This is a genomic window from Lutibacter sp., from assembly GCF_033723435.1.
Lineage (GTDB): Bacteria > Bacteroidota > Bacteroidia > Flavobacteriales > Flavobacteriaceae > Lutibacter.
Genome location: NZ_JAWVXC010000006.1, coordinates 208735 through 233733 on the forward strand (window position 1 = coordinate 208735; position 24999 = coordinate 233733).

The 24999-nt window shown below is 28.0% G+C and carries 21 protein-coding genes and 1 other RNA gene; 10 read left to right on the top strand and 12 right to left on the bottom strand.

Going from position 1 to position 24999, the window contains the following annotated elements; genetic code table 11:
* Positions 1-17: 17 nt before the first annotated feature.
* The gene (locus R3342_RS10655) at positions 18-698 is read right to left on the bottom strand and encodes a YjjG family noncanonical pyrimidine nucleotidase (RefSeq protein ID WP_318940054.1); all 681 of its coding nucleotides are present in this window, start codon (positions 696-698) and stop codon (positions 18-20) included.
* A 79-nt stretch (positions 699-777) separates the two neighbouring features.
* On the opposite strand from R3342_RS10655, the gene R3342_RS10660 reads away from it, so the two are divergent.
* Genes R3342_RS10660 through R3342_RS10670 form a run of 3 tightly spaced genes read left to right on the top strand, consistent with a single transcriptional unit; the run spans position 778 to position 5065 of the window.
* Positions 778-1905, top strand: a complete 1128-nt coding sequence (locus R3342_RS10660; protein WP_318940055.1) for a glycosyltransferase — start codon at positions 778-780, stop codon at positions 1903-1905.
* Between the two features lie 2 nt (positions 1906-1907).
* A complete protein-coding gene (gene asnB, locus R3342_RS10665) occupies positions 1908-3803 on the top strand; it encodes an asparagine synthase (glutamine-hydrolyzing) (protein ID WP_318940057.1) in 1896 nt (631 codons plus the stop codon).
* Positions 3800-5065: a polysaccharide biosynthesis C-terminal domain-containing protein gene (locus tag R3342_RS10670; protein WP_318940059.1), complete on the top strand. Its 1266-nt coding sequence runs from the start codon at positions 3800-3802 to the stop codon at positions 5063-5065. The genes asnB and R3342_RS10670 overlap by 4 nt, the downstream gene beginning before the upstream one ends.
* Here the strand turns inward: R3342_RS10670 and R3342_RS10675 are convergent.
* From R3342_RS10675 to R3342_RS10710, 8 genes are all read right to left on the bottom strand, one after another.
* Positions 5035-5904, bottom strand: a complete 870-nt coding sequence (locus tag R3342_RS10675) for a hypothetical protein (protein WP_318940062.1) — start codon at positions 5902-5904, stop codon at positions 5035-5037. The two genes, R3342_RS10670 and R3342_RS10675, sit on opposite strands and share 31 nt — an antisense overlap.
* 6 nt (positions 5905-5910) lie before the next feature.
* On the bottom strand, positions 5911-7203 hold the full coding sequence (locus tag R3342_RS10680; RefSeq protein ID WP_318940064.1) for a polysaccharide deacetylase family protein: 1293 nt from the start codon (positions 7201-7203) through the stop codon (positions 5911-5913).
* A 39-nt stretch (positions 7204-7242) separates the two neighbouring features.
* A complete protein-coding gene (gene radC, locus R3342_RS10685; protein WP_318940065.1) occupies positions 7243-7941 on the bottom strand; it encodes a RadC family protein in 699 nt (232 codons plus the stop codon).
* 79 nt (positions 7942-8020) lie between these two features.
* A complete protein-coding gene (locus tag R3342_RS10690; RefSeq protein ID WP_318940067.1) occupies positions 8021-8893 on the bottom strand; it encodes a hypothetical protein in 873 nt (290 codons plus the stop codon).
* Positions 8894-8969: 76 nt separating this feature from the next.
* Positions 8970-9455: a hypothetical protein gene (locus R3342_RS10695; protein ID WP_318940068.1), complete on the bottom strand. Its 486-nt coding sequence runs from the start codon at positions 9453-9455 to the stop codon at positions 8970-8972.
* An 89-nt stretch (positions 9456-9544) separates the two neighbouring features.
* Positions 9545-9994: a hypothetical protein gene (locus R3342_RS10700; RefSeq protein ID WP_318940070.1), complete on the bottom strand. Its 450-nt coding sequence runs from the start codon at positions 9992-9994 to the stop codon at positions 9545-9547.
* 6 nt (positions 9995-10000) lie between these two features.
* Positions 10001-10567, bottom strand: coding sequence for an RNA polymerase sigma factor (locus R3342_RS10705; protein WP_318940072.1), 567 nt, complete (start codon positions 10565-10567; stop codon positions 10001-10003).
* A gap of 184 nt (positions 10568-10751) precedes the next feature.
* Positions 10752-12104: a UDP-N-acetylmuramate--L-alanine ligase gene (locus tag R3342_RS10710; protein WP_318940074.1), complete on the bottom strand. Its 1353-nt coding sequence runs from the start codon at positions 12102-12104 to the stop codon at positions 10752-10754.
* A gap of 202 nt (positions 12105-12306) precedes the next feature.
* Here R3342_RS10710 and R3342_RS10715 point away from each other — a divergent pair, with 202 nt between their 5' ends.
* The 4 genes from R3342_RS10715 to kdsA all read left to right on the top strand — a co-directional run bounded on the left by R3342_RS10715 (position 12307) and on the right by kdsA (position 19099).
* Positions 12307-15333 carry a gliding motility-associated C-terminal domain-containing protein gene (locus tag R3342_RS10715; protein WP_318940076.1) on the top strand — a complete coding sequence of 1009 codons (3027 nt, stop codon included), beginning with the start codon at positions 12307-12309 and terminating at the stop codon, positions 15331-15333.
* 27 nt (positions 15334-15360) lie between these two features.
* Complete coding sequence (locus tag R3342_RS10720) at positions 15361-16296, top strand: type IX secretion system membrane protein PorP/SprF (RefSeq protein ID WP_318940078.1); 936 nt, start codon at positions 15361-15363, stop codon at positions 16294-16296.
* A 16-nt stretch (positions 16297-16312) separates the two neighbouring features.
* Entirely contained in the window at positions 16313-18202 is a 1890-nt protein-coding gene (locus tag R3342_RS10725; RefSeq protein ID WP_318940080.1) for an OmpA family protein, read from the top strand.
* 78 nt (positions 18203-18280) lie between these two features.
* A complete protein-coding gene (kdsA, locus tag R3342_RS10730) occupies positions 18281-19099 on the top strand; it encodes a 3-deoxy-8-phosphooctulonate synthase (protein ID WP_318940082.1) in 819 nt (272 codons plus the stop codon).
* Between the two features lie 43 nt (positions 19100-19142).
* On the opposite strand, the gene R3342_RS10735 is transcribed toward kdsA, so the two are convergent.
* Complete coding sequence (locus R3342_RS10735) at positions 19143-21692, bottom strand: adenosylcobalamin-dependent ribonucleoside-diphosphate reductase (protein ID WP_318940084.1); 2550 nt, start codon at positions 21690-21692, stop codon at positions 19143-19145.
* 180 nt (positions 21693-21872) lie between these two features.
* On the opposite strand from R3342_RS10735, the gene R3342_RS10740 reads away from it, so the two are divergent.
* Positions 21873-22427, top strand: coding sequence for a hypothetical protein (locus R3342_RS10740; RefSeq protein ID WP_318940086.1), 555 nt, complete (start codon positions 21873-21875; stop codon positions 22425-22427).
* 26 nt (positions 22428-22453) lie between these two features.
* Here R3342_RS10740 and R3342_RS10745 read toward each other — a convergent pair whose 3' ends face one another.
* Together R3342_RS10745 and R3342_RS10750 are read right to left on the bottom strand one after the other, a co-directional pair.
* Entirely contained in the window at positions 22454-22672 is a 219-nt protein-coding gene (locus R3342_RS10745) for a DUF3820 family protein (protein WP_318940087.1), read from the bottom strand.
* On the bottom strand, positions 22662-23864 hold the full coding sequence (locus tag R3342_RS10750) for an NAD(P)-dependent oxidoreductase (protein WP_318940088.1): 1203 nt from the start codon (positions 23862-23864) through the stop codon (positions 22662-22664). The genes R3342_RS10745 and R3342_RS10750 overlap by 11 nt, the downstream gene beginning before the upstream one ends.
* A 120-nt stretch (positions 23865-23984) precedes the next feature.
* Here R3342_RS10750 and ssrA point away from each other — a divergent pair.
* Together ssrA and R3342_RS10760 are read left to right on the top strand one after the other, a co-directional pair.
* Positions 23985-24378: a transfer-messenger RNA gene (ssrA, locus tag R3342_RS10755) on the top strand.
* Positions 24379-24784: 406 nt separating this feature from the next.
* Positions 24785-24999, top strand: a 215-nt coding sequence (locus tag R3342_RS10760) for a hypothetical protein (protein ID WP_318940090.1), incomplete at its 3' end; no start/stop codon positions are given.

Genomic DNA, 24999 nt, shown 5'->3' on the forward strand with positions numbered 1-24999 from the left:
ATATGATTTAATTTAGTTTATAAATACTGCTTTAATTGTAATAACGTATTAATACTCTTTATTGTATGTGATACTTGTTCATTTTTTGAGTTAAAGTAGATGGCATCTATTCCATTATTAATTGCTCCCATAACATCCGCTTCATAATTATCGCCAATCATTATAGATTCTTTGGAAGACGCAGATGCTTTGTTTAAAGCAAAATTAAAAATAATTGGATTTGGTTTTTTAACTCCAGCATCTTCAGAGGTAATAATTTGATCAAAATAACTGCTTAATCCTGAATTATCTAATTTTTTGTATTGTACCTCATTAAATCCGTTAGTTATAATATGTAAATTATATTTTGGACTTAAATAATTTAGAATTTCAATAGCGCCATCAAACAGCTCATTATTATTAGGTAAAACTTTTATATAATCTACCGATAAGTTATCAATTAAATCATCCGAAACAGTTACTTTAATTTTTGAAAAAGTGTCTTTCAATCTACCAATTCTTAAGTCTGATTTAGTTATTTTTTCTTCACGATATAGCTTCCAGTACTCCTGATTTATACCTCTGTAATAATTTAAAAATTTATCTAAATTAACAGGTAATTTATGCTTTTCAAATATAGTTTTAAAAGCAATATCAGAGTTAGTTTCAAAATCCCAAAGTGTGTGATCTAAATCAAAAAAGATGTGTTTTATATTCATGCTTTAAAATTATAAATTTAATCTAGATATAAAATAGTTTTTATCTGTTTATATTTGTTTTCTAACATTAATTTAATACTTGAATAAAAAATTACATATACTTTTTTTAAGCAGTTGGTATCCTTCAAGGGTTTTCCCAACTAATGGTGATTTTGTGCAACGACATGCAGAAGCTGTTGCTACAAAACATAACGTTACTGTAATTCATGTAGTAACAGATTCCAATGTAAAATCTACTGAGTATTTTAGTAATGAAATAAATAATGTGATAACAAAACTTATTCATTTACCAAAGTATAATAATAAGCTATTAAAATTATTTCATTTTTTTAAAGCTTATTTATCTGCAATAAAAAAGCTCAAAAGTATAGATTTGGTTCATGCAAATATTGCTTTTCCTATTGGATTAGTTGCGTTATACCTAAAATGGTTTTTACGTAAGCCTTATATAATTTCTGAGCATTGGAGTGATTATCAATTTCCATTAAACAAATCTATCGGTTTCTCTCGAAAAATGGCAACTAAATTAATTGTGAAAAAGGCATCATTTGTGTGTCCTGTAACCAACAATTTACAAAAACATATGATTAACTTTGGTTTAAAAGGAACCTATTTTTGCGTACCAAATGTAGTTAAAACAGATTTATTTAAACCTCAAAATTTTAATTCCAACAGATTTACAATAGCTCATATTTCAGATATGGATAATAGTATAAAAAATGTATCTGGAATTATAAATGTAATAAGTAAATTACAAACAAAAATACCTAATTTAAAATTTAATTTAATTGGAAAAGATTCAGAAAAATATAAGCAATTAATTAAATCTTTGCATATTAAAAATGCTCATATTATAAATAATATACCACATAATGAAGTTGCTGATTATTTAAAAAAATCGAATATTTTTGTTTTGTTCAGTAATTATGAAAATCTTCCTTGCGTAATTCTTGAAGCTTTTTCGTGTGGTATTCCTGTAGTTTCTACAGATGTAGGTGGAATTAACGAATACTTTCCTGAAAACTTCGGTTATTTAATTCCTGTAAAAGATGAAAATAGTTTAGAAAAAAATATCTTAAAAATATATCATAAAGAAATTAGAATAGATAAGAAACTAATGCATAGCTATGCTGAGAAAAATTTTGGCATAAATACCATTAGCAACTCATTTACAAAATTATATATGCAAACCTTAAATCTAAATTAATAATGTGTGGTATTGCCGGAATAATAAATAAAAAATACCCTCTTCAACTATCATTATCACTTAAATTAATGACAGAGAGTATGATAAATAGAGGGCCTGATGATGAAGGTTATATGTTATTTAGGAATAATACAATCCCTTATTATGGAGATGATACAATTTCTAAAAATCATAAGCATATTAATACTGCCTCTCAATTTTCTTTTAAACTAGGTTTTGGTTTTAGACAATTAAAAATTATTGACTTATCCTATAGAAGTCATCAACCAATGTCTGATTTAAATCAGAATTATTGGATTATTCTTAATGGTGAAATTTATAATTATAAAGAAATTAAAAGCGAATTAATTAGTTTAGGTTATACTTTTTTTTCTAATTCAGATACAGAAGTTGCTTTAAATGCATATAAAGAATGGAATACTAAAGCTTTAAATAAATTTAACGGAATGTTTGCTCTATCCATTTTTGATAAGACAAAAAATGAAATATTTATTGCAAGAGATAGACTTGGTATAAAACCTCTTTATTTTTATGAAAATAATGAACAATTTATTTTTGCAAGTACCATTAAAGCAATTATAGACTCAAAACTTTATAAACCTGAAATAAATTGGGATGGGTTATCTCAAAATTTTAGATTCTCAATTGCTCAAAGACCAAATACTAGTTTTAAAAATATTACTGCTCTGGAACCAGCACACTATTTAAAAATTGATTTAAACAACAACAAAATAGAAAAAAAACAATATTGGGAAATCCCAGTAAACAATCAAGATTTAAGTTTAACTGAAAAACAATCAATTAATTTAATTAATGAAAGTTTATTTAAGTCAATAAAATATCGATTAAATGCTGATGTAGAAGTTGGCACCTTTATGAGTGGTGGAATAGATTCAACAACACTTTCTGTAATTGCTTCAAAAATGAACCCTAATATTAAAGTATTAACTTTAGGATTTAAAAAATTTAATAAACTTGATGAAACTAAAGAAGCAAAAGCTACAGCTGCTTTAAACAATTTAAATCATATAATAGCATATACAAATTCAAATGAAATAACCGACAACATTGTAAATATTACAACTGCTTATGAAGAACCATATCATCATTTACCCGCTAATTTTGTATTAGCCAATATGGCTGCAAAAAATAATTTAAAAGTTGTGCTCAATGGGCTTGGTGGTGATGAATTATTTGGAGGCTATGATGTTTTTTATAAATTGCAATTTTGGAATAACTTAAAGAGATCCAAAAAAATTATAAATTTATTACCTAATATTTATCCAAAAATAAAAAAAGCTAAAACCATTTCAAGATATACAAATTTAGGAGAATTCTATTCTCATTATTTCACAAATTATAATGATGATGAAATAGATAAGTTATTTAATCATAAAAAATTTCCTACAAAAAACACTATTTCTAATCTTTACAATATTAAACACTTAAATTTTACTGATGATTTTGAAGGTATCAGTTATTATAATTTAAAATCATATATAAGTAATCATCAAACTAGAGCTGTAGATCATAGTACTATGAAATTTTCGATTGAAGGAAGATTTCCAATGCTAGATCATAACTTTATAGAAACAGCCTTTAAAATCCCAACTAAATACAAATTCAAAAACAATACTCAAAAATATATTCTAAAAAAACTAGCAAAGAAATATATAGCTCCCAGTTGCTTTTCTATGAAGAAAAAAGGATTAGGATTACCTTTAGAATATTGGATTAAAAATGAGTTTAGAGATTTAATAAACGACTCAATAATAAACTTAAAAAATAGAAATATTTTTAATAATAATCAAATTGACCTTATTTTAAAATCTAACAATGAGCGTAAAATATGGCAGTTAGTTTCCACTGAATTATGGATTAATGAATTTATAAAGTGAAAAATATTATAGATTTTATTAATAGCTTTTTAAGTCGTTCTGGCAGCTATGTGTTTACTACAACCATTGCTTCTCGCCTACTTTCATTTTTTGCTTCTTGGATTGCTTTACAGCTAATTCCAAATAAAGAGTTGGGAGTTGTAATTTATGCTTTTCAAATAATTGTTTTTATAATTCCAATGGGAGGTTTTGGACTGAATCAAGGTTTACTTAGATATGGTTCTCAATTAAAATCTACTGAAGAAAAAAATGCTCTTTTTCTATTCATTTTAAAAAAAGGAATACTTATTAGTTTAGCAATAACAATTATACTAGCAATTACTGCTTATTTTTTAGACTTTAAATTACATGAAACCAGCTTCTATTTAATCCTTTTATCAACAATAATTACTTCAAGTTTTATATTTGAAATTATAAAAATTCAATTTAGACTTCAAAAAAACAATAAGTTATTTTCTTTAGCTGAACTATCTTACAATATTTTACTAGTAATTTTTGTATTTACTTTAAGTTATAATTTCAATGAATTAGGTTATGCCATTTCATTAATTATTACACCATTAATTACCTCATTAATTTTTATTTCGAAACTACATATACAGTGGAAAAAACATTTAAAGTTATCGCTTATTGATGTCTATTTTTTTAGATATGGCTTTTTTGCTAGTTTATCTAATGTAACTACACAATTACTTATTTCTATAGATATTATTTTAATAGGATTTATTTTAAAAGATATGGAAATGGTAACAGCCTTTAAATACGTTTCGATAGTCCCTTATAGTTTACTGTTTTTATCGAACGTAGTTATAACTACTGATTTTGTGGACTTTACAGAAAAAATAAATAATAGCAACTACATTAAAAACTATATAAAAAATTACATAAAATTATTTAGCCTTATAAGTGCTTTTTGTGTTTTAATTATCTATTTATTTGGTGAAGTAATTTTATCCTTTTTCGATGAAAATTATACTACTTATTTCTCTTCATTAATGGTATTAACTATTGGCGTTTCAGGTATTTTAACTTTTCGAGGTCTTTTTGGAAATCTACTTTCTTCAATAGGTAAAACTCACATTAATTTTATAACAACAACTTTAGCTTTAGCACTAAATATAATTTTAAATTATTATTTTATTCCTAAATATGGAATTTTAGGTGCAGCTTTTACTTCTGCAATTATAATGTGGTTTACTGGTATTTTATCTCTTATATTCTTTTTCTACTTTTATAAGAAATTGTATTTCAACAAAGTATAATAAATTTCTTTGGTTGCTCCAAAACTTTTATAAAAATCTGCAACACCTTCAATCATAGATCCTTCAAAATCTAAAATCATATTACTATTTGAAAACTCACGTATTAATTCTGCAACTAATAACGTTGGTAAACCCGTGTTTTTTGCCGTAGAAGTTGCAATTGGTAATAAGTAGGTTATTCTGTCTTCCTCTTTTAACCAAACTAAACATGCTACAAGTTGTTTTTTATTTCTAATTCCCCAAATATTAATACTTTTATTATTACTGTTTAGTAAGTTATTTAAAGTTGAAATCTGATTTAAAGTTAACGTATAATTTTTATCTTCACTTAAATAAAAATCTAAAAAAGTGTTTATATCTATTCCTTTTTCAATTTTTAAGGAAGTAGCTTTAGCTTTAGTTAAATCTCTTTTACGATTATTATTAAACCGATCTATTAACGCTTCATTTGAATGATTTAAAGCTAAAATAAAATTATTCCGTTCTTCTAGTTTTAAAAAATTATTTTGGTTTTCAGAATTAAATTGTATGGTAATTTTCTTAAACTTTTTTGGAATAGCATTAATAAAATCTAGCATTAATTCCTGAGTAATTCTATTTTTTGAAAAAACACCCAATTGTTGTGTCCAAGTTGGTGGATATATATATTTTATAAGGTATTTCCTTCTCCAAGGCAATGGCATGATCGCTTCATAATTATTTAAAACTAATGCGTCCCAATTATCTGCAACGCAATCTAAATACCAGCTATAAGCATAAATTCTAGCGTTATCTGATTTTTGAATGCAAGCATCGTATAATTTTGTATCTAATTGGTTTCTTTTTAAATACCGAATCATACAACCTTAAATAACGGTAAGTTTATAAATAGTGCTCCAACCTTTCCAATTATTATTTTCACTTAAAGTATCATTATGAAAAAGAGAAATAAATGTGCCGTTTACTTCTTTAACTTCATTTTTTAATTGCATTATTTTCTGGATACTTTCTTCATTACTTAATTTCATATGATCTTTTAAAGTTCCATCCATAAAAGCTAACGGATAAATTTTTAACGGTGTTTGAATTTCAAAATCTAGATCATAAAAATAAAAAGGAGTACACGTACTTGCTCTAAAACCAACAACTTTAGCATAGCCCATTGTATAATCTTCCTGAATTTCTAAATCTATTAAATTTTGATACGTTTCAGGAATACTCAACCTTAAATAATGTTGACGAGAAAAAGTAACTGGAGTATTTATTATGTTTTCTAAACGTGTCTTTTCCTTTTTTAATTTTTCAAAACTTTTATAGGAGAAATATGATGGATGCATTCCTATTTTTGCGTAATCTGCAACAGATTTTATAAGTGCTTGAAATTTAAGATTAGTGGAAGATATATTTTTATCGTACGTAGTATAATCTCCAATTAAAAAGAAAAACAACGTATTTACATTATGTTCTTTTTTAATTTTTAAAATTTCTTTAAAAGTGTTAAAAGGATCTTTTTCAAAATTAAATACAGTTAAAATTCGATGCCATAAATTAAATATTCTGAATCGAAAAATATCATTAAAAAATCCACCAATTGTTCTAACTATTCCTTTATGCTTATATGCAAATGCAGAATCTACATCAATGGTAGAAATTAACTTAAATTTTTTGTCCCTATATTCATAGTTTGGAAATTTCTGTTTTAAAAGTTCTAGAAATTTATACGCCCAAATATCTATTACTGGCTTTTCAATAAAATCATTTTTAACAGCTAAACTTTCCTCTGCAGGAAACCTATCATGCTCATCTTGAACATGTGGTAAATATTCTTCAATCCTTGTAATTAAATAAAACCCCGCTGCAAAAATATCAAACGGAATACTCGATTTTTCTCCTGTAGGGAAAAAACAAGGAGTATCATCCCAATTAGACATAGTTATATCTATATCATTTATACCTTGTTCAAATAATAAAGTATGGCTTCTTATAAAAAATTCAGAACCTAAAGGAGATTTTGAATACGTAATTTTTGGCCCATTATGTGCTACAAATTCATCTACTTTAGTGGTAAAAGTGATAGGAATTTGTAAAATTCTAACAAAAAAATGCTTAAAAATATAATTTAGCCTTGGAGTAATTTTATGAGTATAAACCAATAACATATGGTTATAGTATGATTAAAATTAATAAATATTTCCTTTTTACAATAAATTTTCATCAGCAAAGCTAAAGTAATCATTTTCGGTGATTATAACATGATCTAGCACTTTAATATCCATTGTTTCGCCTGCTATTTTTAGTTTATTAGTAAGTAATTTATCTGCATTACTTGGTTTTAATTTTCCTGAAGGATGATTATGACATAAAATAATAGCGGTTACATTTAATTCTAAGGCTTTCTTTAACACTAACCTAACATCAACTAATGTTCCTGTTAATCCGCCTTTACTCTGTTGGCTTTTTTCTATTATTTTATTGGAATTATTCAAATATAATATCCAAAATTCTTCGTGTTGTAATTCACCTATTAAAGTCTGCATTACTTCAAAAACTGCTTTACTACTAGTTATTTTTGGTAAAGTTAATGCTTCTTCTAAACGTCTTCGTCTACCCAGTTCTAAAGCTGTAATTATGGTAATTGCTTTTGCATCTCCTATTCCTTTAAATTTGGTTAAATCGGCAATAGTTAGCTTTCCTAATTTATTTAAATTATGATTTATGGATGCTAAAATTCGTTTTGCTAATCCTACCGCACTTTCTTCTTTTGAGCCTGAACCTAATAATATGGCTACTAGTTCGGCATCCGATAAAGATTCCTTTCCTTTTAAAATAAATTTTTCACGTGGCCTGTCATCTACAGCCCAAGATTTAATATTCAAAAATTTTGAAGAATTATTCATTAGCTCTTTTCTTCAAATATAAGAGTATTATTTTAAAATATAAATTTGATGTAAGTTGCTGTTTTTGGGTTTAAAAAAACTATAAACCAATTAAATATGCTACTGAAAAGTTAACATAACTTGTATTTTTTAAGTTGGTTTCATCACCAATTTCTGTAGGGAAATTAATGTTGTACCCTAATTCAAAATCAAATGAATTTACATTTAATTGTAATGGAATATTTAATTGAGTATTAAATAATTCAAACGTATTACTAGTATAATTTTGAGTTGTTTGCTGTCCGTTTTCAATTATAAATCTAGATAATTCTATAGTTTGTTTTCCTGCAATAATATTTAACTGAGGACGCAGATTTAAAGTAACTTTTTTAGTTTTTAAAAAATTAATTTTAACATAACTTCGTGAAGATATTTGAAAGGATTGATCATCGCCAAATAGAAAATCTCCTGAAACTTGTGTTCCTATACTTCTATTTTTGCTATGAACACCTAATGTTAAATTTATAACATTTGAAAATATATTATCTTCACTATTGGCATAAAAATATCTAGAATAGGATGTACTAAATCTACCAATCTTATTTTTTCCAAAATTTTTTCCGTATCCTAAAGTTAGCATAGTTACATCCCATTTAGGATAAAATTCACTATAATAAGTCCCTGAAATGCTGGCAAAAATTCCTTTAGAGTTTATATAGGAAATTTGTGGTCTTAAATTATATTGATCTATACCAATATCTCGTCCTGAAAAATACGTGTTACTATTATAATTTAAGGATATATGTAAAAACTGAAAATTGGAAAGAGAATTAATTAATTCGTTTATAACCTCATCTTCTTTAAACAAATTGTCAATAATTTCATCAACTTCATTTTCCTTTGTTGGCGTTTCTTGAGAGTAAACAAAAAACATACCTGAAAATAGTAAAATAAGAGTTAATATATTTTTCATTTTTGAAACTGAAAAAGCATAAGTGGTTAATTTAAATTAACCACTTATGCTATGTTTTATAAATTTTAATTCATCATTAATTATTATTCCGACCATTCCTTCTATCCCTAACTCTATCTATTAACTCTTTATTGTCTTGAATATTTTTTACAGAACGTAATCTTGTTCTAATTTGCTGAATCTGTTCTGATGTAAGAGAGTTTCTAAACTGTTGCTTAATTGCTTGAACAGTTGATCTTTGCTCCTGTATCATTTTTCGTTGTGCTTCTGTAAAAGATGCTATTAAAGCTCTTTGCCTTTCTTGTTTTGTAAGTTTTGTATTTTCTAAAATAGCTAACTGATTTTTAGAAAGACTAGCTTTAAACTTCTCTCTGTTTTGCTTAATTAATTCTCGTTGCTTTTGCAACATTAATTTTTGAGCTTCCGTTAAATCTGCCATTGCAGCTTGGTTTATTTTGCTCTTAGTTTGAATTTGTTCTTGCTCTTTTTGTTGAGCCTGAGAACTATAAATTCCAACTAGTAAACCAAACACTAATATAGTAAATATTTTTATTGTTTTCATCTTAATATTCTTTTATTAATTTTCATTTTGGGGGAACTCTATTAGTATAGACCTTAGCTTTTACAAATAGTTTTTTAATTTAAAAATATTTAATTTTTTAAAGATACATCTTTAATAACATCTTCTAAAACGTAATCATTTACAAATTCATCTATTTTATCATCTTCCACAAAAAGTGCTGCTACAGAAACATCTTCTACATTAAAAAGATTATTTTCATTTGCTAAATTGTTAGTTTTAAATTTATTAATGGTATCAGAAACTATAGCTGGCACATTATTAAATGATGAAAATACACTTGGTTTAAAAACTGTTAAAGTTATTATTAAAGCAACTGCTGCTGCAATAGGTAAAAGGAAATTCCTTTTACTATATAATACTTTTACTTTGGAATTAGAAACCTGATTTAAAATATCATGTTTAGAATTAGAAAAATAATCGCTAGGTACGTTTAATCCTAATTCTTCTGCATGAGTTCTTTTCATTTTTTCATTAAATAATGATTTAACTCTAACTCTATTTAATACGGACTTTTTCATAATTACTTAGACCTCGGTTTTAGCCAAAAGTTCAACATTTGTTATATTTTGTTCAATAAATTTTACGGTATTATAATATGATGACTTTAAGGTTCCTTCTTTAATATCTAATATTTCAGACATTTCTCTAAATTTTAAATCATCATAATATTTCATTTGAAATATGTGCCTTTGTTTGTCTGGTAGTTTTGATAAAATTGTGTGTAATTTAATAGCAATTTCACTTCCATCAAAATACTCATCTTCAATTAAATTATTTAGATATCCTTTATTTAAATCATCCACTGAATAATATATTTTATTATTTTTTTGCTCTAAAAATCGAATGGATTCATTGTATGCTATTCTATACATCCAAGTATGTAAGGTACTTTTTTGTTTAAATTTCGGCAAACTTTTATATACTCTTAAAAAAGTGTTTTGTAAAACATCATTAGCATTTTCATGCGTTATTACTAACTTTCTTATATGCCAATATAATCTTTCTTGATAAAGGTCTAATAATTTTTTAAACGCTTTTTCACGATGTTTACTACTTATCAATTGTTGTATAAAATCAGCTTCTTTTTTCAACAGAAATAGTTTTTAGTAACAAAATGTAATGACTAATTTATCATCATAATTTAGTTAGACCCTTAAAAACTAAAATAGTTTAAAGAACCTAAAAAATTAATTACAAGTTACTAAGAATTTTTAATTCAATCTGTTAATTAGAGTACATTAATACTGAAACTTCTTAAACTTTATTTAAAAAGAATTAAAGTGTATTTTTTAATTCTTCAAAATCTAAACCTCCATAATTACCTGAACTCATAAGTAAAACAGCTGTTTCATTCAAGTTTTTATTAAATAAATTGGTTTTAAATTCATCGGAGTTGGTAAACACTGTTATATTAGAATTGTCAAAAGCATTTTTAATTTGATTTTTGCTAATATTTTCAAGTTGTTTAATTTCAACTGCTTTTGGAGAATAATATACTATTGCTTCATCTGCCATATCCAAAGCTCCTTTATATTGTGATAAAAACTCTGAGTTTAAACTACTGTATGTATGTAGCTCTAAACAGGCCAATAATTTTCTGTCTTTATATTGATTTTTAACCGCTTTTGTAGTTGCTTCAACTTTGCTTGGAGAATGTGCAAAATCCTTAAAAATAACAGTAGATTTATTTTCTGCAATTTTTTCAAGTCGTTTACTAGCTCCTTTAAAACTACTAATTGCTTCAAAAAAATCATCTTCTCCAACTCCCATATGTTGACAAATCCATTTAGCTCCTGCTAGATTTTGCATATTATGCTTGCCAAAAATTTCTAAAGGCATTTCACCTAATGCAGTATCTATAAATGTTGTTCCATTTTTTATAGTATAATTTGGAGTTTTATAAGCGTATAGTTTAATTTGATTTTTAGCTTCTTTAACTATTTTTTCAACCTCCTTATCTTCTTCATTATAAACCAAAATTCCACCATTAGTAATAGTTTCAATAAATTTTGAAAATTGAGAAACATAATTATCAAATGTTGGAAAAACATTAATGTGATCCCAAGCTATTCCGCTAATTAAAGCAATGTTAGGTTTGTATAAATGAAACTTTGGTCTTAAATCTATTGGACTAGTTAAATACTCATCACCTTCAAGTACAATAAACTCATTTTCTTTGGTTAAATGTACCATGGTTTCAAAACCATCTAACTGAGCACCAACCATATAATCTACTTCAATATTATGATAATTTAATACATGTAAAATCATAGCAGTAATGGTTGTTTTTCCATGTGAACCACCAATAACTACTCTAGTTTTATTTTTAGATTGCTCGTATAAAAACTCTGGATAAGAATAAATTTTAATTCCTAATTCCTTAGCTTTTACTAGCTCTAAATTATCCGATTTTGCATGCATTCCTAAAATAATTGCATCCAAATCTTTAGTTATTTTATTAGGAAACCAACCTAAATCATCTGGTAATAAACCTTTAGCTTCTAAACGAGATTTTGAAGGTTCAAAAATTGCATCATCACTACCTGTTATTATATAACCTTTTTCAACTAAGGCAAGTGCTAAATTATGCATTGCACTTCCTCCAATTGCAATAAAATGTATTTTCATCAATCAAAATATTAAGATTATCAAAAGTAATTAATCTTTAATTAGAAATAAAATAACCATATTTTTTTAATAACTTTGTTTATAACTCAACTTAAATACTTAAATTTAAATTTTAATTGCTACTGCTAACTTCTTATTTTTATTAAAATGTATTTAACGTCCTTTACACGATGTTATAAAAAATTAACCAAACATTCTTTTTATGAAAAAAGATTACTTTTCAATTACAAAAAAATTCTTATTGATATTTGTAATTGCTTTATTTTCAAATATTCAAATAGGATATTCACAATGTACAAATGCTACACCAACTGGAACTTCACCTCAAACATTTTGTAAGGTAGATAATAGTACTGTAGCAGATTTAGTTGCTTCAGGTGGCACAATTGTGTGGTATGACGCTCCAACAGGAGGAACTCAATACGACCCTTCCACTCCACTTTTTGATGGAGTAACTTATTATGCTGACGACATAAGTAGCAATAATTGTAGTGTAAGTAGATTAGCTGTCCTTGTTTCTATAGTTGGTGATATACCTACTAATGTAGATGTTTATGTAGGTAAATGTGCTAGTCAAAATCCAACAATTGCAGATTTAAACGCTACTGGTACAAATATTGAATGGTTTGATGCACAAACAGGAGGTAATTTACTTGCAAGTACAACTCCCCTTACTGATGGACAGACTTATTGGGTACAACAAACTGAGAGCGGTTGTACCAGCGTTCGTTTACCAACAACAGTTAGTTTAGTAGATCCTACTCCACCTACTGTTGAACCAATTCAATCCTATTGTTATCCTCCAAACCCAACAGTAGGAGATTTACAAGCAACTGGAACAAATATTGTATGGTATGATACAGAAACTTCTACTACACCATTAAATATTTCTGAACCTTTAGTAAATGGAGAAGATTATTGGGCTGTAGAAAGTTCTTTCCCTTGTGAAAGTACTACTAGAGTTCAAACAACTGTTCAATTAGATGCAGCACCAAATGCTGGTACTGATGGTTCATTAACTGTTTGTGAAATTGATTTAACTACTACAAATTTATTTACTTTATTAGGTGGAACACCTAGCAATACTGGTAGTTGGACAGGGCCTAGTGCTTTATCCAACGGTTATTTAGGAACTTTTGAACCTGGTGTAAATGTTGCTGGAACCTATACATATACTGTTTCTAGTACAAATGGAATTTGCCCTGATGATTCTGCAAATGTTACTGTAGTAATAAACACAACTCCTCCTCCAACAACTACAGAAAGTAATCAAGCTTTTTGTGAAATTGATAATGCTACCGTGGCTGATTTAGCTATTTCTGGAAATAATGTACAATGGTACGACACAGAAACTTCTACTACACCACTAAATAGTACAGATTTATTAATTAATGGCCAAGATTATTGGGCTTCTCAAACAGATGCTACTACTGGTTGTGAAAGTGCTACAAGAACTGTGGTTAATGTAACCATTAATGTAACTCCACCGCCTACAACAACACAAACCAATCAAGCTTTTTGTGAAATTGATAATGCTACCGTGGCTGATATAGCTGCTTCAGGAAATGCAATACAATGGTATGATACTGAAACTTCTACTACGCCTTTAAATTCAACGGATAATTTAATTGATGGCGAAGATTATTGGGCTACACAAACGGATGCTACTACTGGCTGTGAAAGCGCTACAAGAACTGTGGTTAACGTTACTATTAATGTAACTCCACCACCTACAACAACACAAACCAATCAAGCTTTTTGTGAAATTGATAACGCTACTGTTGGTGATTTAGCAATTTCAGGTAATGCAGTGCAATGGTATGATACAGAAACTTCTACTACGCCTTTAAATTCAACAGATTTATTAGTAGATGGCGAAGATTATTGGGCTACACAAACGGATGCTACTACTGGCTGTGAAAGTGCTACAAGAACTGTGGTTAACGTAACCATTAATGTAACTCCACCACCTACCACAACAGAAACCAATCAAGCTTTTTGTCTAAAAGATTATGATCCAAATTTACCAACCGTTGGAGATTTAAGTGTGTCAGGTAATGCCGTAGTATGGTACGATACAGAAACTTCTACTACACCTTTAAATTCAACAGATAATTTAATTGACGGAGAAGTCTACTGGGCTACACAAACCGATGCAACTTCTGGTTGTGAAAGCGCAACTCGATTAGCGGTTACTGTTACTTTTATAAACCCTGTAACACCAACTACTTCTGAAACAAATCAAACTTTTTGTGTCGTTGACAATGCAACAGTTGCAGATTTACAAGCAAATGGAACTAATATTGTATGGTATGATACAGAAACTTCTACTACACCTTTAAATTCAACAGATAGTTTAATTGATGGAGAAGATTATTGGGCTGCTGAAAGCGATGCCTCTTCAGGTTGTGAAAGTATTAACAGACTTCAGGTTACAGTTACAATAACAGATAATGCCCCTGTAACCATAACTGAAACTACACAAACATTTTGTGCTTCTGATGAGCCTACCGTAGAAAATTTAAATGTAACAGGTAGTAATATTAACTGGTATGAATCTGAAACAGCTACTACTCCATTAAGTATAAATGAATTATTAGTTGATGGAGAAGATTATTGGGCTACGCAAACTAACGCTTCAAATTGTGAAAGTTCTACAAGAATGGTTGTTAATGTAGTTTTAACAGATCCAGGAACACCAATAATAAGCACCTCAGGTAATGAATTTTGTATTATTGATAATCCAACTGTTTCAGATTTAAACAATAATGTAACAAGTTCAAATTCTAACCCGATTACTTGGTATGATAGCTACCCAAATGGAAATATGTTAAATCTATCTGATCCTTTAATTGAAGGGAATACTTATTATGCTGTTGAAACAGATGTTGACGGTTGTTCTAGTGTAAATCCGTTACAAGTAACTGTTAATTTAGATGCTTGTGACCAATACGATGTTGAAATTTTTGATGGGTTTTCTCCAGATGGAGATGGCATAAATGACACTTTTGAAATTGGAAATTTAAAAGCACTTTATCCTAACTTTAAACTTGAATTTTATAATCGTTGGGGGAAATTAATTTACACTCAAGATGCTACAAAACCTAATTGGAATGGAAGATTAAATGGTAGCGGTAATTTAGTTCCTACTGGAGTTTATTACTTTGTTATTCATTTTAACAAAAACAACAGAAAACCTATTCAAAAAAGATTATACCTAAATCGTTAACCCTTAATTAGCGAAAAATTAAAACATATGAAAAAATATATTCTATCCATACTATCGCTTTTTTTAACAGCGGTTATTTGGTCTCAGCAAGATGCTCAATACACACAATATATGTACAATATGAGTGTTATAAATCCTGCTTACACAACTAACACTATAGGAATTGTTAATATTGGTGCATTACATCGTACACAATGGGTTGGCGTTGAAGGATCACCAAAATCATCTAATTTATTTTTACACACTCCAATTAATAACAAAATTGAAGTAGGTTTTTCATTGGTAAATGATAATATTGGTGATGTTGTTAAACAAAACAACCTATATGCTGATGTTGCTTATAAACTAGATTTAGAAGATTATGGTAATTTATCTTTTGGGTTAAAAGCTGGTGTATCCTTTTTAGATGTAGACTTTAATGGATTTACACTTCAATCTGGTGATGTATTTACCGATCCAAATTTTACAGATAATATTCATAAATCCTACTTTAATGTTGGTGCAGGTGTTTACTATAATACCGATAATTATTATGTAGGTCTTTCCGTTCCAACTTTATTAAATAGTAAATATTTAGATAGAGATAATGGAAAATACCAAGGTACTAAACAAGCACACGTTTTTTTAACTGGTGGTTATGTATTTGAAATAAATGACTTAATAAAACTAAAACCAGCTTTTATGACTAAAATTGTTAAAGGAGCTGACCCAGTTGTTGATTTAACACTTAACGCTTTATACAACAATAAATTAGAAGTAGGTATTGGCTATCGTTTTGATGATGCAATAAGTGGTATGGTCAACTTTAAAGCAACTCCTGAATTAAGAATTGGTTATGCTTATGATTATACAACCTCAAACTTAGGACCATTTAGTTCTGGTTCTCATGAAATATTTGTGCTTTATAATTTAGATATTTTCAACTTACATAAAGGATTTGATAAATCGCCAAGATTCTTCTAACAAAATGACTTTAACCATGAAAAACATATATTACATACTTTTTATTTTAGCAATTTCAACACAAGTTGCAAATTCACAGAATTTAAACAGAGCTAACCATCTATTTGAAGATAGAGCTTATATGGATGCTGCCGAATTATATGCAAATGAAAGTCCTAAAACACAAGAAATTTATCAAAAGTTAGGAGATTGTTACTATTTTAATAGTGATATGAAAATAGCAGCCAAATGGTATAAATTTTTGCTAACCGAATATAATAATACCGTTTCACCACAATATTATTATAGATACGCGCAAACTTTAAAAGGAATAAAAAAATATGATGAAGCTGATGAATGGTTTCAAAAATATAAAGAACAATTACATCAAACCCCTGAAGTAATTAAAACACTTTCTACTCTTAAAAATGAAAAAGAGCAATTAAAGAACAATTATGTAGTTCATAAAATTAAAGGAAATACATCATTCTCTGATTTTGGAACCTCATTTTATGGCGATAAAATTGTATTTGCATCCGCAAGTAAAAAAGGAAACTTATATGCTTGGAATAATGAACCTTACTTAGATTTATATATTGCAAACAAAGATGAAAATGGTAATTTATCTAATATAGAACCATTATCAAAAAATATAAATTCTAAAATGCATGAAGCTAATGCTGTTTTTACAAAAGATGGTAAAACTATGTATTTTACACGTAATAATTATTTAAACGGCAAAAAAGGAAAAGACGCTCAAAAAATAAACCACTTAAAAATTTATAAAGCAGAATTAGTTAATGACCAATGGACAAACATTACGGAATTACCGTTTAATAATGTAAACTATTCTGTAGAGCATCCAGCTTTAAATAGTGCTGAAAATAAACTGTATTTTGCATCAGATATGCCTGGTAGCATTGGTTCTTTAGATTTATTTGAAGTGGATATTAATAAAGATGGTACTTTTGGAACTCCTAAAAATTTAGGTCCAAAAATTAATACTATTTATAGAGAACAATTCCCTTTTATTAGTAAAAATAACGACCTCTATTTTTCTTCAGATAGACCTTTAGGTTATGGAGGATTAGATATTTTTAAAAGTAGTTTGGTTAACAATCAATTTACAACACCTATAAATTTAGGCACTCCAATTAATAGTAATTTAGATGATTTTTCTTTTATCATTAATGATAAAAATAAAGGTTATTTTTCGTCCAATAGAAATGGTGGTGTTGGAGATGATGATATTTACGCTTTTATTCAAAACCAGAAATATTTTGTAAATGGGTTAGTTAAAGATAAAACTTCTATGAAGTTATTACCTGAAACGGAAGTGAGCCTATTAAATAATAATGGTAAACTACTTAAAAAAGTAGTAGTTGATAACCAAGCATCTTATAATTTTGAGGTTGAAAATGGGAAAAGCTACTTAATTAAAGCTACTAAAAATTTATACGTTCCTTTTCAAACTGAATTTCAAGTTACCAATAATATTGCAACAAACAAGTTACCTATATTAATGGAATCTTTTGAACAAGCTGAAAAAAATATTATTGCCGAAAACAATAAAATTCAAATAAAAATTAAACCTATTTATTTTGATTTTGACAAATGGAATATTAGAAAGGATGCTGCATTAGAACTTAATAACGTTGTAACTATTTTAAATAAATATCCTTCCATGAAAATTGAAGTTGGTGCTCATACAGATTTTAGAGGAAGTGCTGATTATAATTTAATGCTGTCTGAAAAAAGAGCAAAATCCGTTAAAAAATATTTAGTAAGTCAAGGAATAAATTCTGACAGAGTAACCTCTGCAGGATATGGAGAAACACAACCTATAAATAATTGTACTAAACCTGGATCTTGTAATGAAGAAGGATATGATAAAAATAGACGTTGTGAATTTGTAATTTTACACTAATTTTTGGGTTAAATAGTAACAAGCTTGCTATATTAATCTGATTAAAAAAAATGTACATTTGCAAAAAAATATCATTACATGAATTTAAATCTAATTCCAAACATAAAACACACCAATAGTAATAACTTCTTTTTATTAGCTGGTCCTTGTGCTATTGAAGGAGAAGAAATGGCATTAAAAATTGCCGAACATATTTTAAAGGTTACTAATAAATTAGAAATTCCTTTTGTATTTAAAGGCAGTTTTAAAAAAGCAAACCGATCTAGAATTGATAGTTTTACAGGAATTGGAGATGAAAAAGCTTTAAAAATTCTTAAAAAAGTAGGAGAAACTTTTAATATACCAACAGTTACAGATATCCATGAAGTCTCAGATGCAACTAAAGCTGCGGAATATGTAGATGTACTACAAATACCTGCGTTTTTAGTTCGTCAAACCGATTTAGTAGTTGCAGCAGCAAAAACTAACAAAGTAGTAAATTTGAAAAAAGGACAATTTATGAGTCCTTCTGCGATGAAACATGCTGTTCAAAAGGTTAAAGATAGCGGAAATGATAAAGTTTGGATTACAGATAGAGGAACTATGTTTGGCTACCAAGATATGATTGTAGATTTTAGAGGAATTCCTGAAATGCAACAATTTGCACCAACTATTTTAGATATTACACATTCTCTACAACAACCTAATCAAACCAGTGGTGTTACAGGAGGAAAACCTGAATTAATTGAAACCATAGCTAAAGCTGGTGTTGCTGTTGGTGTAGATGGCTTATTTTTAGAAACACATTTTGATCCTTCTATAGCAAAAAGTGATGGAGCTAACATGTTAAATATAAAACATTTAGAAAAGTTACTAACTAATTTAGTAGCTATTCGAAAAGTTATAAATACCTTATAAAAAAAAGCTCCTTTAAAGGAGCTTTTTTTAATTTAACCATAATTTATCCACATTTAGAGTGTCCGCAATTTTTACATTTTAAACAACCTTCTTCATAAATTAAACCTTCAGGATCACCACATTCCGGACATTTTTTATCTACTGCTTCCGTACCATCTTTAACAAATTGTTTTAAAGTACGTGCAATACCATTTTTCCATGTATTAATATTTTCGTCATACATGTTTAAGTTATTTATTAAATCAACCACATATTGAATAGGCATTCCATGACGTAAAACACCTGAAATTAGTTTCGCATAATTCCAGTATTCTTTGTCAAAAGTTCTAGATAAACCTTCTAAAGTTACTTTGTAACCTTGTTTGTCTAAAAATTGAAAATCGTATCTTGAATTTCCTTTTTTATCTCTGTTTTTAATTACCCAACCATTTTCTAACCAAGCTGGCAATATAAAAGCATCTTCAATTTTACCAGTAAAAACTTCATAAGGTCTATTATCAATTAATCCAACAACCGCAACCCATTTATCATAATCATTTTGAAAACGTACTACCTTTGCTTTAATTTTTTTAGGACGCTTTGGAAAAATAGTGTCTGCATAACAACCATCCCTCTTCTTTTCTTTTTTCCCTTTATCACTAGCAACTAAAATTCCACTTCTTGAGCCATCTCTGTATACTGTAATTCCTTTTAAACCTTTTTTCCAAGATTCTATATAAATATTTCCAACAGTTTCCACATCAACATCTGAAGGTAAATTTATGGTAGAACTTATAGAATGTGTAGTGTATTTTTGCACTAAACTTTGCATTTCTACACGTTTTTTCCAATCTATTTCTGGAGCAGTTGCTCCTTTGTATGGGCTTTCCTCTATAGACGTTTTACCTGAAATTTCCATCCACTTTTTTAATTTTGGATGATACACTTCAAATTCTTCATAAGCATCTCCTAAATCATCTACATACGCAACTTTAGCATTATCGTCATCTTGGTTAACCTTTCTTCGTCGTTTATACGATAATAGAAAAACTGGTTCAATACCTGAAGAAGTTTGCGCCAACATACTTAAACTACCTGTTGGAGCAACAGTACTAACAGAAATATTTCGTCTTCCATATTTCATCATACGTTTGTAGATATCTGGAAAATCTTTTTCTATCATTTGAACAAATTCTGAATATTTCTCAATTTCAGGATTAAATACTTCAAATTTTCCTCTTGTTATAGCCATATCAATAGAACTATCAAACTCTCCTTTAAATTTAGTTTGCATAATTTTATCTACTTCAGCAATAGCTTCATCCGTATCAAATTTAATTCCTAAAGCTGCTATTGCATCTGCCAAAGCGGTAAACCCTAGTCCTGTTCTTCTACCTTTTTTACCTGTTTTATATAATAATTTCCAAGTTTCTATTTCAACTTGTTTAATATTAAGTGGCTCCTTATCATGCATTATTTTATTAAAAATTCTATCTACTGCTTCTAATTCTAAATCAACCAAATCATCCATTAATCGTTGTGATTCATAAGCCACTTTATAAAACTTTTTATAGTTGAATTTAGCTTTATCCGTAAAAGGATTTTCAACAAAACTATATAAATTTAAAGCTATTAAACGACAGCTATCGCCACCTTGCATTGCTATTTCAGAGCATGGATTAGTTGAACTATTTTTAAAGCCTGGATATATAGAAGATGTAGAATAAAAATGTTGGCGATCCCAGAAAATTAAACCTGGTTCCGCTGTTTTATGTGCACTTTTAATAATTAAATCCCAAAGCTTTTTTGCTTTAACTGTTTTTGTATATTTTGGAGTTTTACTATCAATTGGCCAGCGCAATGTATAATCTTCATCATTAACAACCGCTACCATAAATTCATCAGACAACCTAAGTGAAATATTTGCGCCTGTTACTTTGCTTAAATCTTGTTTTACCGTTATAAAATTTTCAATATCTGGATGCGCAATATCCATAGTTAACATTAAAGCTCCTCTCCTACCGTTTTGAGCAACTTCGCGAGTAGTATTAGAAAATCTATGCATAAATGAAACTGCTCCAGTTGTAGTTCCTGCAGAGTTAGATACCGATGCTCCGTTTGGCCTTAAATTAGATAAATCAACTCCAACACCACATCTTCTTTTAAATAACTGGGCTAATTGTTGATCTGTATAAAAAATTCCTCCATAGGAATCGTAAACTGGTGGAACAACAACGCAATTAGATAAAGATGCAATTACATTTTTATTTCCTAAAGAAGACATAACACTACCCTGAGGAATAATATATTTAAAGTCTTTAAACAACTCGTATATTTTTTCTTCAGATAAAAATTCTCGAGATTTTCCGTATTCTGATAATCCTTCAGTGTCTTTTTCTTGCTCTTTAAACTTGATTTCCATTCGTGCAAATTCTGATGCCATTCTATGGTGCATTTCATCAGGCGTAGCTTCTAAATATTCACCTTTTTTGGTTTTCATTGCATATTTATTCAGCCAAGTTGTTGCAGCTAATTCATCGCCCTTAAAATAATCTAAAGCACTCTCTAACACTTCTTTATATGTAAATATTTTTGGAAACACTAATTGTTGCATTTTAAAAAGTTGGTTTAATTTGTTAATTTTGAGTTAATAAAATTAGAGAATAAATAAACCTAATCTGTCCTTTATTTAAATTAGTTAATAACATTTTACTGTTGAAAAGTTCCTGAAATAATTTGATTTTTTTTTGTAGATTTAGGTTTTGCCCATAAACTAATGTAATTCATAGAAAAATTGAAAAATCATAATTTATCTTTACGCGGGAGTACAGGAATTATATTTGGAATTTTATCCTTGATATTTGTTTTTGGGTTAAAATTCATCTTACAAAGTTATACTTCGGCTAGTGAAGGGTTTTCTGTATTACCCATTTCATTTTTTCAAATTATTATAGTTGCTTTAGTAATTTTATATATAATTATTTTATATACTGCAATTACTTTAGTAAATAGAAAACGACGTAAAAAATTAAGACAAAAGAATTGGAATTTTCAAGCTAAATTTATTCGATATGTTTTTATAAGTTTTCTAATAATTTTTGGAGTTTCCGTATTTTACTTAATGAATATTGGCGAATTAAATTGGATTATTCCTATAGGTTTAATTTGGTTTGGAATTGCTTGTATACTTGCCAATTATCAATCGAATGGAAATACATTTATTTTAGGATTATCTATTATAACAACTGGTATTTTAGCCCATTTTTTTAATACCTTTGAATTTATATTTTTAGCAATTGCACTAGGTATATTTCCTATAATTTATGGAATAAATTATGCTAAAAAATAATGTTTGTAAATAAGTTTAATTCTATTCTAAGTTTTTAATCTGCGAACCAAATCTTCCAATCCATTTAGCTTTAATTCGTATACCAAATGCATCATTTCTCCAAATTTTCCTTTTGGGAAGCCTTTATTATAATACCAAACTATATAACGTTCTGGTAATTCAATTAAATAAGTGCCTTTATATTTTCCGTAAGGCATTTTAGTATTTGCTAATTTTTCTAAAAGATGTTGCTGATTATTCTCCATCAACAAAATCCTGTAAATAGCTAAAACGTTCTGTTAATTTTCCGTTTTCAGTCATTTTAGCTCTTTGAAGAACTCCTTCTTTATCCTTATTAAAAAATGCAGGAATAACATGTTCAGCAAAACTTTCTCCAAATCCTTCGGAAGCATCTTTTGGAAGTTCACAAGGTAAATTATCAACTGCCATTACCGCAATTGCATTTTTATTTTTATAATCAACTTCTTGTTCTGTTTTAGGATTATAACCATAAATTGGATTTGCAATAGTTGATGATCTAATAGTTGAAGCAACTGGTCCATCAATATCACAACTAATATCTGCAACTACTTTTATATTAAAATCCTTTGATTTTGCATCCTCTCTTGTAAAAATATATGGAGAACCTGTACCAAAAAAGTGACAAGCAATATATAAATCGGACACTTTGGCAAACTTCATAAAATCACTAACATATTCCTGCGGATTATTAAAAAAATCAAACTGATCTAAAACTTTTCCGTCTTTTCTTTTATTATAATCTAACACATCAATTTGTACGTAAACTGCTTCTTCAAAAGTTTGGTTTAAAAATTTATCTACCGAAACTTCTCGCATTCCCATACCGTCTAACATTTCTTTAGCTCCACTACTTACTCGCCCTTTTCCTGTTAAAACAATTTTAATTGCTGGCAGTTTTATATTTTGTAATTTATGAATTAGCATTAATTGATCGTGAAGTCTTTCAGCTTTTGGTAAGTGAAATAAATCATATTTTAATCCATAGGTTCTAAAACCATTGTAAGCACCAACAATTCCAGCATATCGTCCAAAAGCTACCAATCTAATATTTTGTTTATTTGTAATGGTTTCGTGATCGTATAACTCAATATTTTTAGACAAAATTTCCTGTAATAAAGCTCTATTATAGGATTGCTTTTTAATAGTATGTGAAAAGAAAAAATATTTTTTATTAGGAATTAAATTTTCTTTTGGAACCTCTTTAACACCTAGTAAAACATCACAATCAGATACATCTTGCACCACATCAACTCCTTCATTTTCATAATCTAAATCCGTAAAAAACCGATCTTTAGAACTTTCAACTTTTATTAAAAGATCTGGAAATTTTGCCATTAACTCTTTACACATTTTTGGAGCTAAAACTACTCTCCTATCTGGTGGATTTTTACGTTCCTTAATTATTCCTAGCTTCATAAAATAAATGGTATAAAATTTGTTACGAAGGTATTAGGATTTAAAAGATTTTGCAAGTTATAAATGTGACATATTTTTAGTAGATTTGTAGTCTTTTTATAAAAAAGTTCTTTGATTTTTGGGGACGATTGGTTTTGACTGCAAGACCAATTGAAATATAAGCATGCCGAGTAATGAAATAGCACTCGTAAATCTCAATTTCAAAATTTAAACGGCGAAAATAATTTTGCTTTAGCTGCTTAATCTGAATTACAGTAAGATAAAGCCTTGTTGCACTAGGTGCAAAAGCTAAATGTCTCCTAGAAGCCTTGGTTAATGGCGTCTAATTTTGAGGCATCGTAAAAATTAACATAGATTTACTATGGTTTCGGTGGTAATTCGAAATTTAAGAAACTAAGCTTAAAGTGGGCCGTTTTTAGTCAGCTTTAGGTCGAAAATTAAATAAAAACTAAGCATGTAGAAACTATTTTAGTTGCTTGTTTGGACCCGGGTTCGATTCCCGGCGTCTCCACTAAATAGGACAAGCTCAAATATTTTGAGAATTGCCCGCTTATATATTTAATCTACTTTAACACCTTAAGACAAACTTTAAGGAATCATTAATTATTTCTATTCAACATATTTCCACATCAGACTTGACGTCTTTTAGACATATCCGTTTTTAATATTATTTCTTTATATTTGATAAAAGATTAATAATTGCGAAATAATCCATTAGTATATTAAAAAAATTACAGCACAAACAACTAGTTTTTTAGTGTGTATTTTTGAATATTTCGTTCTGATAAAATAATTAAAATATACGTTTATCCAGAAACTGAAACCAATAAACAGTATGTTTTTAACGGATATAAGCCATTGTAAGCCATTAAAAAATAACTATGAAAGAGTTTTTAAAAAAGATAAAACTAATCGAACATTTGACAACCGAAATTGAAATTCCAAAGAATGAGTTTGTTTCAATATTCAAAAAACATGTGGACGAAGGAAGTATTGGAATATTTTCAGATACTTTTGATATTTTTTCATCAAGTAAAAATGAATATAAAGGATACGTAGGATTAGATGGATTCAAAATAAAAAGAAGAAAAAGGTTTTTCGATATGAATATGAATTTATCCGTTGCAAATGGAAA